The 13,348-nt window shown below is 59.4% G+C and carries 7 protein-coding genes; 1 reads left to right on the forward strand and 6 read right to left on the reverse strand.

Going from position 1 to position 13,348, the window contains the following annotated elements; all coding sequences use genetic code 11:
• Window positions 1-64 precede the first annotated feature (64 nt).
• Genes NX778_RS16980 through NX778_RS16990 form a run of 3 tightly spaced genes read right to left on the reverse strand, consistent with a single transcriptional unit; the run spans window position 65 to window position 7,728 of the window.
• Entirely contained in the window at window positions 65-2,800 is a 2,736-nt protein-coding gene (locus NX778_RS16980; protein ID WP_258812963.1) for an RNaseH domain-containing protein, read from the reverse strand.
• Window positions 2,801-6,262 (reverse strand): hypothetical protein, encoded by a 3,462-nt coding sequence (locus NX778_RS16985; protein ID WP_258812964.1) that lies wholly within the window; start codon window positions 6,260-6,262, stop codon window positions 2,801-2,803. It abuts the gene before it with no gap.
• Window positions 6,259-7,728: a restriction endonuclease-related protein gene (locus NX778_RS16990; protein WP_258812965.1), complete on the reverse strand. Its 1,470-nt coding sequence runs from the start codon at window positions 7,726-7,728 to the stop codon at window positions 6,259-6,261. The genes NX778_RS16985 and NX778_RS16990 overlap by 4 nt, the downstream gene beginning before the upstream one ends.
• 604 nt (window positions 7,729-8,332) lie before the next feature.
• On the opposite strand from NX778_RS16990, the gene NX778_RS16995 reads away from it, so the two are divergent.
• Window positions 8,333-9,994 carry an anti-phage dCTP deaminase gene (locus tag NX778_RS16995; RefSeq protein WP_258812966.1) on the forward strand — a complete coding sequence of 554 codons (1,662 nt, stop codon included), beginning with the start codon at window positions 8,333-8,335 and terminating at the stop codon, window positions 9,992-9,994.
• A gap of 418 nt (window positions 9,995-10,412) precedes the next feature.
• On the opposite strand, the gene NX778_RS17000 is transcribed toward NX778_RS16995, so the two are convergent.
• The 3 genes from NX778_RS17000 to NX778_RS17010 are packed head-to-tail and all read right to left on the reverse strand — an operon-like array spanning window position 10,413 to window position 13,255.
• Complete coding sequence (locus tag NX778_RS17000; RefSeq protein WP_258812967.1) at window positions 10,413-10,748, reverse strand: ubiquitination-like system serine protease family protein; 336 nt, start codon at window positions 10,746-10,748, stop codon at window positions 10,413-10,415.
• A 9-nt stretch (window positions 10,749-10,757) separates the two neighbouring features.
• Window positions 10,758-12,155 (reverse strand): ThiF family adenylyltransferase, encoded by a 1,398-nt coding sequence (locus NX778_RS17005; RefSeq protein WP_258812968.1) that lies wholly within the window; start codon window positions 12,153-12,155, stop codon window positions 10,758-10,760.
• Window positions 12,152-13,255: a multiubiquitin domain-containing protein gene (locus NX778_RS17010; protein WP_258812969.1), complete on the reverse strand. Its 1,104-nt coding sequence runs from the start codon at window positions 13,253-13,255 to the stop codon at window positions 12,152-12,154. The genes NX778_RS17005 and NX778_RS17010 overlap by 4 nt, the downstream gene beginning before the upstream one ends.
• Window positions 13,256-13,348 lie beyond the last annotated feature (93 nt).

Genomic DNA, 13,348 nt, shown 5'->3' on the forward strand with positions numbered 1-13,348 from the left:
GCGAGCTGAGGCGGCTGTGTCTTGTATGTCGTGCGGACGTGCTTCCTTGTCTTATGTGCCTACTTCAGTACCCCATGTAATCGGCGAGCTTACCGATCGTGAAGAGGGGCGACGGGACCTTGACCCAGATGTCGCCACGGGCCTGTACCACCCCAAGTCGCAACCGCTCGGAAAACCGTGCCAGTTGGTTGGGGTCGTCTTCCTTTTGGGCCTGCAGGATAACGAATTCCGTGCCGCGGGGGGTGCGGTGTTGTCCATACTCGGCCTTGACCTCAACGGTCGATGTTCGCGATTTATCCGGCAACAGCATAGTCCGATAGCAACTCAACCCTCGCTTTTGCTGACCGGGCGGCCCGTACGACCAGTACGTTGGCGCTGACGCGTCAGCGACCGCGAAAAGCCGTTTGACGGAGGTAGCGACCTCGACTGGCGCGCCCGATGGCGAGACAGGGCCATCCTTACGTACATTGACCATGACCGGCGCCTGTTCCCGCACCCGAATCAAGCGTAACTTGGCCCACCCTGGGCGCGCGGCCGCTTCCACGTCAAGTGCCTGCATCCCAAAACGCGCTCCTTTGTCACCGAGTCTTCGCCATAAGCTGGCCAGTCGGGTGGAATCAAGAAAGACCACCGCGTGGGGATCGATCCGGGCAGTGTCGTCGAGGACGTCCGCGAGAAACCGTTGAAATTGGGCGGGAGCTTGCTGACCTTTGGCGACTTCAAGACGCGCACGCCGAGCCACATAGCGCAACCCCTCCGTGAACGTCATCCATTCGGAATGCACCGGTTCGGCTTCCAAGTGCGCCAAGCGGATTTCAGGTCGCCCACTCATCACGTCGTAGCGAATCGCGGCGAAGACCGTTCCCTGACGCGTGCCCATTTCTACGTTGACCGGCCCGATGGCGAGAACGTGCGTGGGCCGGCTTTCCGCCGCCGGGAAGCAGGCGGTGACGGCCGCGGAGAGACCGAGCACGCAACCACTGTGGCCATACACCAGATCCAAGATGGCCGCTTGCAATCGCATCAGGTAGTTGTCCAGCTTGTGCTCTCGTGCTGGCAACAGGTATTGAACAACCGCCCCGGTCTCAGTTGCCAGCGCGCGACGGCATGCCGGCTTGTTGATACTGTCGTCGGGCTGCTTACTCCCTTCAAATTCGTACCAGTCAGCGGCCTGCACCAGGACCATGGTCTTATCGTCAAACTGGTTTTCTTGGGCAAAGCGGCTCCAGATCTCCGAGCGCTCACGGATACGTTCGGCTTCCGACGTCTTTTTTGGTGACAGCTGACGGCGCGGCCCGTGCACACCGGCCGGGATCTCGCCCACCACCAACTTGACGGAGTCCCCGAGCATCACCTTGACGACTGCTTCCACCCATGGCTTTTCGTGCGGCGACTGCACCAGGACACACAGGGTGCGGCGCTCACCGGCATCAATGCCGCTCTCGCGGACGAGTTGTGACACCACCCCGGCCAACGACGTATAGCGCTTGTCCAAAGCCGGCCGATCCCGCCCGAACCATTCGGACAACGAACGATTCGTGAGCGCGAGCACGCGGCGGTCCACCGTGTCATCCAGGTCCTCCTCGTGCGCCGCTTCGTGATCCGACTCTTCGAGAAGCTGATGCAAGATCATTGACGCGCGCAACACTTCAATACGCTCCGCTCCTTTGGCGCCCCCTTCGACCTCAGCGAAGCCTTTGTACGCACCGAACCCGGCGGGTGAAAGGATTTCCAAGATCCGTCGGTAAGCGGCCAGTTGGTCGGCCACCGGAACGCCCGCATGCAGCCGGGACGCCCTGTCTACGGCGAGTCCGTCACTGTGCATGACCAATACCTTGGTGCCCCCATGCTGGGGATAGTCCACGATACGCGCATCGCCGTACCCGGGATGCAGATTCAGGGCGAGCTCAAGTTCTTGGTACGCCGCATCGGCAGTCCAGCCGCCTTCCCGTTCAAAGTCCAGATCGAATCGGAACGCCATGTGTGCACGCTGGTCGGAGAACACGTACCCGCCGATGCGCTTGGCCTTGAACGGGTTCTTGTCTAGCGAACTGGCCCACCGCCGACGGGTGAAGCCTAGATGTACGGCAGGTTCCTGCGCGCCAGGCAAGGTTTGCAACGACAATTGGCACACTAAGCTGAATAATCCTCCCGCGGCCGCCACGGGGGCCGTCATCAGTTCGGCGCTGTTCGCCGGGGCGCCCACGACGCGAGCGACTGGACCGAGACCCGGGAAAATTTCCTTGCCCGCCAGGAGTGTCGCGATCTCGCCGGGTGCCACGGCGTAGGCAAGCTGATCGCTTGCTAGCGCGCCCCATGGAAAGAGCTGGACCGAAGAATGCTCCTGGCTGAAAAGACGCGAAGACTGCGTCAGCTCGCGCAGCCTTTCGATGCTTGTGATGGGAACCCCGAACTTCTGGACGAAATGCGTCAACGGGCCATCGATCCAGCGCGCGGCCGTGTCGGTCAGCCGGTCCACATCAACGTTTTCTTCATCCAGATAGCCAAAAGGGCGTGGCGCGGCCGGGCTGAAGGTGAGCTGTTTTGTGCCCAGGTCGCGTGCGAGCGAAATCCATCCTGGTTGCGCCAGCTGCAGCCGTGTCCAAAGCGTGACAAACGGGAGATGCACAAACCCACCCATGCCTTGTGTTTTCACGTGCGCACTTGCCCGTTCCCCCACAAGGCGCAAGACCTGCCATGCCTCATCTGTCCAGCCGATGCTGCATAAGCTCACCGCGTAGGTGGACGCAGCGCCTTCGTACCGGAGCGCCATCGGGGTGTGTTCGAATAGGATCGCCATTTAGTGTTCCTCGTTGACTGGGCTTTCAGCCGCCCACAGTGGACTTACATCGGCCAGGCCTGCTTCGTCCTCGTCCGGCCCGCGCGAGTTCGCCCCGGTACTGAGGCCGGCCATCTGCTGAAACGGCTCCAGGAATGGACCATACAGTTCCCGGAACAGGAGCGCCTCTTGCGGATCGGCGCTCTGGCACCCTTCTTCGAGGATGGTCCGCAATTGCACCAGCATACTGGTGCTGTCATTGTCCGTCCCTCCAGTGCCGGAGTTTTCCGCCCAAGCGCGGTCGACGAAAAAGCATTGCGCCGGACAGCCGTTGCGCATCGCCCGCCCAATGGTTTGCAGGAGTGGCACCGCCACATTGGCGGTAAAGGGCGTGAAAAGATCCCGCCGGAGCGAGCGGGCATACAGCGGATGGCGGAGCAGATGGCCCACGTCGCGGTACAAACCACCGCGGGCGCGCCGCAGTTCGTCTGCACAATCGTCGAGCCGGTCAATACCGCCCAGCTCGGCGGCATCAAATCGCATGGTCGCACGTGCTCCCATACTGACCAGAAATCCAAGGTCGTCCGGCGACGGGTGCGGCCGGGTAAGGAAATAGAGAGTTCCGATGGTGGCGTCGCGCTGCCTGGGGCCGCTTGAGAAGACGATGTTGGTCCCGCGGCCTAACGCCCCCAACGGGAAAATGAGCAGGTCCCAGTCATCTTCGTCTCCCAACGCTTCGACCATGCTCGCGGTGACAAAACCACGGGCGACCTCGTCGTCCGGGATTTCCTTGACCACGGCGACGGTGCGCTCGCCCCAGTGTGCAAACTTTTGGTCAATGAAGCGTTTGAGCGCGACACAATGGTCATAGCTATTGACGACGAACGCGGCCTTGCGGCGGATTCCGTGCCGCACATCGAACTGCGCGCAGTCGGTGGCTACCCGTGATTGGATCGGGCCGCCTTCCAGCAAAGCCGAGACCATCTTGCGCAGGTTCGCCATACGTACAGCTTCAGCGCGCACCCCGCTGTAGCGCAGCGGGGCCTGGTCGGGCACATCAGGATCGGGAATCGGCCGAAATGCATAGTACGAGGCCGACGCGCTCACGTAAGGCGCCTGCCGGCGCAGTAAGTAGGACGGTGTCACATCGATATGAAATGCCGGGCTCGCCGGCATAAAACTCGTCGCGCTTGTCAGCAGGACCGCGGGAGCGTGGGCGTGGGCGTGGGCGTGGGTGTCATGGAATGTGTTCCACTCATGCAAACGGTACATGAACGCGCGGGGCGCGCCCGAGAAGACCACATACTGTAGCTGGACGCCTTCTTCATCTCCCGGTTTAGCGTCAGCCCTGTCGCCCACGAAAAAGCGCACCCCGGACAAGCTGCCGAGCAAGTTATCCGGACACGCTGTCAGCAAATGCTCGGAACAACGCTCATCCAGCCGGATGGCATCGATGACGCCTTCACGTGACAATTCGTTCAGCCGGTACGACAAGCGCCGGTAGCAAAGGACGGTGAAGGTCACTGCGATAAGCAGACGTACCAGCAAGGTTCGCCGCGCGCTGTCAACGGAGCGCAGGTACGGGCCAAGCGTTCCCTCGATCGCATTTTCCTGTTCAATGCGATCCGCTTGCGACCCGGCATTGAGCCACATGGCCAGCGCCGCTTGTAGGGAGTCGGCATCGTTGGCGACTTCCTGCATAGGACGCTGGAGTGCGTCAGCGATGCGACGCCACTTGTCAGTGTTGCGCTCGCGGGCGCGCGCCTCGCTGCGTCGGGCCTGGAAGGCGGAAATGGCCGCATCCTCCCAAACGAAGCTGAGCGCCTCCTTGGCGCGCGCCTGCGCGTCCTTGTAGGCGGCGTCCGGGTTTAGCGCCGTTTGCCGCGTCGGCGTGAGCCAGTCCCCGATCACCCTAAGCGGCGTCAACAGCAGTCCGGAAAGTGTCCTTCTCAGCTTTTCATCCAGACGGTGGATCGCCGACATGAGCGTCACGTTCAGTTTTTCGAACTCCGCGCATTCAATCGCAAACTGGGCGTACGACTGGTCGCGCAAGCGCGCATTCGCCCCCGCGGCGATCATGCGCAGCGAGACGTTCTGGAGGCTTTCGTGGAACGAATAGCGGTATCCGGAGAGCTTAAGTTGCGACACTCCCATCATGTCCAGTGCCTGTTGCGCGCTGTCGGCCTCGTCGAAGATGACCGCATCAAATTCGCGTGCAATCAGCTCGAAATAGCGTTCGTCGAAATCGCTCGTGTGGACTGGCACCCGCGTATCGGCTGACCTGATGTGCCCCAGCCAGACGTCTGCATTGGGTAGCGAACGCGCGGCCCGATTGCGCGAGCACACAGACCAAGCCGGGCACAAGTGAGGCGTGAGCTTCGCACCAGGCAATCCCTCGGGAGCTTGCAGTACGTCGCGGCAATACTGGTCGTCAATTGAAAATACTTCCGCTGGGGCGTTCGTCAGGCGTGGCAGTGCACACACTCCTTCGAACAGCGGCGCCGAAGGCGTGCTGCGCCCGAAGCCGCGCAGCGGGTCTCCGGTGGCCAGCGACTCGCCTAGCTTGAATGCATGCCGCTCCTTGGTGTCGGCGCTCTGACCGACCAAGAGACCTACGTTGACTCCATAGCGCTGCAGGTCTTCCAGATATTGGCGGCACACCTCAATGGACGGGAAGAAGACGGCCGTCTTGATGTGACGCGTACCAAGGTAGCGCAAAAGGCACACCAGCAATGTCGTCTTTCCGGCCCCAGGCAACCCGATGAGGTGCTTGATGCCGGCAAGGGTGATGTCATCCTCCGTCAACAGTTTCCCATCCACTCCCGGCGCAGTCAGACGGATGTCCTGCATGCGCGCAGCCCAGTTACCGCTGCGCTTGACCGCGAGCTTTCGGTCAATCTCATCCATCTGCTCGGCTTCCTGAAGCAAATCGGCCCATGGGATCGACAGTGCCGCGGTCCGCGTGCCCGTCCGTGCACGGTGTTTTGCCGGTGTCGGCAGCTCTTTGGGCAAGCCTTCAATAGCGTAGCGCCGCTCTTCTCCGTCATGGGCGATCCGCAGGTACGCCGAGTCGTGCGTCCTCGCCAATGCATACCCGTGCCCCCTGGGCTCGTCCGGCTGGTGCAGTTCACGCACCGCGGTGCGCAGCGCGTCACTTATGAGGTCGTACACCGGCTTGAAATCGAGGGTCTTTTCGCTGATCACAAACCGCGCCCCGCGGCTTGCTCCCGCTTCCACCTTGTCGTTGTACCGCACCACTGCGGCCCGGATCGAGGCCACCGTTCCCAACCCACTACAGCAGCGGCGTAGATTCTGCAGCGCGACCTGACGGCCCGCAAAGAGCGGAATGCGGCCGACGGAGCGGTACCCCATCAGAACGACCGGAGCATTTGCCAGCGAGGTTTCGCCCAACTCGTAGTGCAAAAAGGCGCACAGCAGGTCCAGACGCTCCAGGCCGAGTTCGGCTAGTCGTTGCGGGTTCAAAAGGGACTCTCCAGTGATTTCATCAGCTCGTGCACGGACATAAAGCGCAGGGGCAATGGGCCGCTGTAGCGTTGCCGGACGATGTCCAGGTAGCCGTGAAAGCGCGCGAGGGCCTGGTCGTTGATGGCGATGATTCGCGTCGGATAGCTCGCAAGACCTCCTACGTTGGCGGTAAGAGCGGCCGCCAGCACGAACGGGTTTGCATAGCTCTTGACGTCCACCCCCACCGCGCCACCGTCCAGGCTAATGTCGCATGCGTCGCGGTCTGGGTAGGGGCGCGGCGATAGCCCAAACTTTTGCGCCTTCCGGTACAGTGCTACTTCATCCAGGCCGGGCGCCACCCAGTACAGAAGAACGTGCGGACGGGCGATCAGGGTCTCCGGCCCGGTAGGGTGGGCGATGCTTTCGACGGGCTTATCGAACCGTGAACATTGGACGATGGTGCAGGCGACCAAGGATTCGACGCTTGGGGAGCGCCGCATCGGCACGCCGCATGCGGAACAGAGGTGTAGTTGCCCATGGATGAGGTGACGGGGGCCAACAGGTTCGTAACAGCTGAGTAGGAAGCCGAGAGCTGCCTGCAGGTTGGTCTCTCGCACGAAATCACGCAATTGAGCCGTGGTCGTAACGGGGTGCTCCGTGATCCAGAGCCGTAGGTCCGCGTACGCTTCATCTTGACGACCGACTAGCTGCTCGCTTGCGCTGCGCAAGGCATCGAAGGCGAGCTGCTCGCGAAGGTCCAGCTCAGACGACGATTGCCGGGCCAGTTCGGCACAATCCAACGTCGGAATACGGCGGTCGGGATCGAGAAGCAACAAACCGGCGTAAGGAAAGTCGCGATAGTCAAACACTGCAAGGCCAAACGTCGCACTGGTAAGCGGCGAGCGGGAGAGAGCTAGTAGCTGATGCACCGAGCCAAGTGGGTTATCTTGGCCTTCCTGCAAAAACAGTGCTGCCAAGAGCAGCATGGCCTGCGTTAGCCGCTGGCTCATCGAGTCGTCCTGGACCAACACGGCCCCGCGCTTGGCATGGCCAAACTGCTCGACGATGCCGGCGGCGAGTAGCTGGACGGCAATCGTAGCCATCTCGACTCGCTGAAGTTCGGTCGCATCGATCCTGGGCTTGGCCTGGACTGCGGATGTGGCAAGCTCGGGCAGATGCTTGGCCAAGTAGTCGGTCGAATGCTCCTTGAACCGCTCGGCGACATCCTCCCGCTTCCACCCTTGCGTAACCAGGTAGCGGGCAGCGAGCAGGCGCACCAGATGGTCCCAAGTGAATCGCTTACGGTCCGCAGGTGGAAGGATACCCCGCGCGCGGTAACTCATGACAACAGTTCGCGTGGACTCGGGCAGATATACGTCGTTATCTATAGGGAAGTTCAACGAAAGCTGGGTCGCTTTTCGCACGAGCTCATCCATAGAACCACGCCATTCACGCTCGAACTGCAGGGCCTCGGGAAGTCGCATGTGAGTATGATATGGTATCGTACCTAGGTATCATATAATACTTCATACCGAAAGTAAGCAGCGTGATTTCCGCAGGTCATTGCATCAAAAGCGCAGCCCTCCAATGATGCGCGACCTCCTCATTTTCAAGGCCTTGTCCGAAATGGACGCGCGACAGTGAACTGGGGGGTCACCCATGGGGTCTTTTATCAGCTAGTCCGACCCCAGTCCCATCACCGCTACTGAATCTCAAGATGGACGCCGCCTGCGCCAAAAGTCGGCCCCGAACGCTAGGTCCCGATAACCTGCTCCCTCACGGCGGCCTTCACGGGCTTCTGGGGGAAGCGATGGGGCGGCTTAGCAGCCAAAGCCAGCACCCCGTCAAGAAAGAGCACTAGGTCGGCGTCGCGTAAACGCCAATTCCAGTGCCTCGATGGACCTCGTAATCGCGGCGCATGACCAAAGACTCGGCAGGCCATGATGGATGAATGGTCGGCATCGATGATGCAGCGGGCTCGACCCTATACGTCGGGCGATTAGGCATACAGCGCGAGCTCGACCGGATATGGTTGCGTAAAGATAATTTCAGCAGTATTGTTGGTGAAATGTCATTTCAAATATATTTATGAACTCTGCCGCCACGAACAGCTCTCGCGCCCAAGCCCCAGGGAAAGCAAACGACAATCAGAGCTCTAATACCGACCTCCGAAAGATTCTAGAAGGGAGGCATTCGAAAGAACTCGTCCTTGCTTTTGCAGGTCCGATTGGTTGCGGTACAGGATTAGTGGTCAGTGAAGCACGTGCGACTTTAGAAGGCATCGGATATGAAGTTCATGTGATCAAACTGAGCAACATCATCGAAGCCCATATTGCCAAAGGCACCATTCAAGTCGACCCAACGATTTACGCCAAGAAGTCCCGTCTGGTCGCCAAAACCATGCGATTGCAAGATGGGGGCAATTTACTTCGCACCTTAAGTACCAGTCGGCTAGCAGAATTTGCAATCGAAGAGCTTTATCTTCGACGTCGCGAGCAGATGAAGGCACAGGACTATACCGGCGATCCCCGCGACTATGTGCCGCCGCGAACCGCGTACCTTATCGATCAGATCAAACATCCAGACGAAGTTCTCATGCTTCGGACCGTCTATCGAAAGCTCTTTCACCTCGTTGGAGTCATTAGCGTTGCTGAACGCCGGCGGTCACGGCTGCAATCCGATCTGCGCGCTGATCCCTCTGAACTTTCGGATCTTATGGAGCGCGACCGCAAGCAAGAAAGCGACAACGGCCAGCAATTGGACAAAGCCTTAAAGCTGGCTGATTTTTTCGTTAGCACAGATGCGGGCACGACTCTGTCATTGCAGCGGAAACTACGCCGTTTTATCGGGCTGCTCCACGGGGAAAACGGAATAACTCCGACAAGCCAAGAGTATGGAATGTATGCTGCCTATTCAGCTGGGCTCAAGTCCGCTTGCCTATCACGACAGGTGGGCGCGGCCGTTACGGATTCCAACGGCAAAGTCGTTTCAACAGGGTGCAATGACGTCCCGAAAGCATCTGGAGGCCTTTACACGTCAGAAGATGGCCCGCACGATCGTCGATGCGTACATCGTGAAGAACAAGTCTGCTTTAACGACCGAGAAAAGCGCTCTCATAAATCCGACATTCGGCAATCTTTGCGTGATCTGAAAGACTCTAGCGGAAACAAGCTGATCCCAGATGAAGAATTGGAAAACGCATTAACTGCTGTCTACAGGGCGTCACATATTGATGACCTGACCGAATTTTCACGCGCGGTTCACGCGGAAATGGACGCACTTATCGCGTTAGCTCGCTTGGGTACTAATGGTATCGCGGGCGGTAGTCTATACACGACAACGTTTCCCTGTCACAGCTGCGCTCGCCACATTGTGGCGGCAGGGATTCGAAAGGTTTATTACATTGAACCTTACGAAAAGAGCCTCGCAAAAAAACTGCACGATGACGCGATCACGTTCGAAAGCGAAGACGACGACTCAGAGGGTCTGAAGCGTAAAGAAGACCCACTGCACAGTGTGAAGTTCATTCATTTCGAAGGTGTGACACCGCGGCAGTATTTAAACTTTTTCCATATGACTCGCCGTAAAGACGGATCAGGGGACGTGATCAAGATCATGCCCAGGGAAGCGCCTAAGAGCGTGAGCGAATATCTGGACAACTACTTTGATTTCGAAACGAAAGTAGTAGAACGACTCAACGCTGGCATACGCAACCCGGCACCACTGGCTGTGGTACCGCAGCCGGATTGATGTACGCGCGCCACTTGACAAATGCAATTCTTGACGGGACGTTTTTGGTAACTTAATCTTCCGCTCAGCTCCCGTCCTTACTTCAAAATGCCAACCCAACTCGAACTTGATTTCAGTTTTGCTCAGCCTGGGGAGACGGTGCAGACGGTTCACGTCGAATCGGTTGGACTGGCAGCAGTCCGCGTTGCTGCTCCGCCAGCTGCGAAGTCAAACGGACCAAAACTAGTCCTTGTCCACTCACCTGTCGTGTCAGGCAACGAGTTTGGCTTGTCCGACATCAGGGAACGCCAGCAATTCCTATCTCAAGCGATCGCTTGGGGGCGCAGTCTTTCCTGGTGACTCGAGTCTATCTCACGTAACTCGACTGGTTGTTGTCGCTTGAGCGCCCCTGAGGCGATAGACCGCCTAAGTTAGCACATCAAGTCCAGACAATCCGGCCATCGTGTACCCAGAAATGCGATTTGCAGCCGGTCGACTTCCACACGGACGGTGATAAGGTCGGTCGTCCGCGTTCATCAATCCTGATGTCCCACCGTGGTTCAACACCGGGCAGAAGGAGCAGCTCGATTGTGTCACCGCATCCGCACGGACATCGGAGTCCGACCGACCAGTCTTCGCCATCGTCTTTCAAGAGCACAAGGTCCCTCAACGGCAACGGCTGCGGCAGGGTGTCGCCCTCGCGCAGAACGATCTTGCGATCAGGCGCAAATAGCTCGATGAACCAAACGACGAGCCTCAGTAACCATTTCCACATCGCGCGCTCCTAGTCCTCCAGTATGGGGAGCCCCAGCAGGGGTCGCTTAAAGCCGCGCGCCAGGCCGTCGTTCGCGGTTTTCGAGAACCCGTCTTCGCTCGAATACTCCTCTTCGCAGGCCGCAAGACTAAAAACTGTCCGCGCACGCTGCACATTCGGGTCATGGCGGAATGGATAGGCCCGAGCGATAAACTCCATGACGCAAGCGCTGGCCGCCCGCATGTTTAGCGAGATTACTGAGGGTGCCTCCTCGAGCGACCCAGGCATGTACCCTTCTTTCACCCGGGCCGAATGGGACGCAACGTCCGCGCGCGCCAGGTACTCGGCTGCGAGCGAGGCGGGAGTGAAGACCTTCCGATCGCCCAGTGTGCTCCCGCCAGGCCACACATAGTCCACGCGGCCCACGACATCCAGAATTGAGGGTCCGGCTCCTGTTGTCTGGACTGGAATCGTCACACCAACATCAAAGAGCGGCTGGAGGAATGCGCTTGACATAAGGTCACAGATCTGACGCCCTCCATCGCTGTCGACACAGGAAAAGAGAACATCGGCGCCGGCGGCTGCCTTGATCGCGTCGGCGCAGCCAATGCCGCTCGGGATCGACGTGACTCGAACATCGCAACGGTAGCGCAGGATCGCCTCCGCGATGACCTCGACCTTGAGCCGCCTTGCTTCCGCATCCGCGATGGATGAGTTGAGGATTCGATTTAAGTTTTTGAGCTCGATACGGTCAAAGTCGACCAGCATGATATTTCCAAAACCGATCCGGGCCAGCTGTTCAGCCACGATGCTCCCTGTACCGGACACGCCCACGACACAAGCCGACAACCGGCTAAGTTCCGTGCGCATGGCATCCGAAAATGCCAGGGGGCGCCGAACTGCGAGGGGAGGATAGCGGTCGGGGTTCCAGAAGTAGTGTAGGTCATCACCGTAGACGGCGACCAAGTCGACCGGGCTAAAGCGATGATTGACATCGTACAAGCGAGCACGAATGGCCCCGTGCTCGACCATGATAGCGCTACCGTGACACGACTCGCCAATGTGACGCTTGGAACGGCCAGCGAACACTGCAGGCATGACCTGGGCATCGGAGCGGTCGTCCGCGAGCGAGAACTCGAACAGACCACATGGATGCGAATGGAGCAAAACGATCGATAGGTCATCTTCGTCTGCCAGGTCCAAGGCATTCTCGAGGTAGTCGCCCGACCATGTAAGGAAGTTGGACTCGCGCTCACAGGCCGCATACGGCACCAGAATGAAGTCACGCACAAGCAGCTTTATGCCGGCTGCTTCTACCCGCGTGCACAACAGCACGGCCGCGGCCTCCTTCCCGTCGCCGGGAAAGAGATGCCGCTTGAGAGACGCGTGCTGCGGGGCGGTGAGAACGAGGCTGCTGCGCGCGATCACGCTGCCACCTCGCGCAACATTGACTCTTCCACCAGCGCCAGGTGAGTGATGACTGAATCATCGGCCGGCGACCAGACGGAATTGTCGCGGTGGCGCGACCAACGCTGGAAGGATTCGCCCAGAATGACCTCGCGGACCTCGGTTTGGGGGATTGCGGTCCCGCTGGCAAGCGCAAGCGCAGGCGAGCAGTAAAACATGTCCAGCTCGGCGCTCGGATAGAGCGCCGGGATTTCGATGGCAAGCGTAACGCTGGCCAGCTGGTAGCCCGCGGGCACTTCGAAATCATGAAGGAGGAGCCAGCGACGCGCTTGATCGAGCACGGTCTCCCAGCGATACGGGAGCGTCGCCAGGAACTGCTCATCTTTGGGTAGCAAAGTGAACTGCCGGCGCTGACCCGGACCCTCGCCATTGTTGATCACTTTCGGGCGCACGCGCAGTCGTTCGATGCCAGGTGTACGCAAGTCGATCACCGTATCGAGCTCGACCTGTTCTTTCGACTTGCCCTCGACCTTCAGAATGAAGATCCAAGGAAGATCCGGATTGATTTTCGCGAGCTCCAGCGCGTGGCGCACCGTAATGGTCGGGGTTGTCGAGGTAATCTCGACATTTTGAACGTCGAGCTTCCAGGTCTGAGCCTTCGTATAGAAGCGCTCCACCCCATCGGCGACGAGGCTGACAGCCTGCCCGACAGGCACCAGCATGTCCGCTTCCCCGCGGCGCTCCTGCCAAACCTGGTCTTGCTGGTGCGCCTTAGCAAGCCGGCGCAAGATCGCTTCGGGCACGTCGCCGGCCCACGGGTACTTCATGTCGTTGAGGACAAAGTAGAACAGGCGGTCCGTCTCGAGCGCGAAACAATGCGTCTCGGCCTCGTCCAACGTCATCAGTTCATCGGGACCGATCTCCTCCAGCTGACCGTCCGACTTCCACTGCAGGAGCTGAAAGTCGAGCGGCGGATGGCAGTTCGCGCCCATCAGCACTTGGCGCCCGGTTGGCGTCACGTCGTGTAGGGTCGTCGTGTTGCCGTTTGCGATCACGAGAACATTGTCCGGATTGCTCGGGTTGCGTTTTACCTGAATGTCAATATAGTTGCTATGATTCATCTTGCCTTCCTGTGAAATTCGAGTGGCCGTCAGGGGGCAACAGCTGCTACCTGTCCCACCTACACAGTCTGAGCAGGCAAGAAATTTGGACAA

The organism is Massilia terrae (assembly GCF_024753145.1).
GTDB classification, from domain to species: domain Bacteria; phylum Pseudomonadota; class Gammaproteobacteria; order Burkholderiales; family Burkholderiaceae_D; genus Telluria; species Telluria terrae.

Excerpts from the sequence above, each read along its gene's own strand:
- NX778_RS16995 (WP_258812966.1), top strand. The coding sequence starts at position 8,333 with ATGAACTCTGCCGCCACGAACAGCTCTCGCGCCCAAGCCCCAGGGAAA.
- NX778_RS17010 (WP_258812969.1), bottom strand. The coding sequence starts at position 13,255 with ATGAATCATAGCAACTATATTGACATTCAGGTAAAACGCAACCCGAGC.
- NX778_RS16980 (WP_258812963.1), bottom strand. The coding sequence starts at position 2,800 with ATGGCGATCCTATTCGAACACACCCCGATGGCGCTCCGGTACGAAGGC.
- NX778_RS16990 (WP_258812965.1), bottom strand. The coding sequence starts at position 7,728 with ATGCGACTTCCCGAGGCCCTGCAGTTCGAGCGTGAATGGCGTGGTTCT.
- NX778_RS17000 (WP_258812967.1), bottom strand. The coding sequence starts at position 10,748 with ATGTGGAAATGGTTACTGAGGCTCGTCGTTTGGTTCATCGAGCTATTT.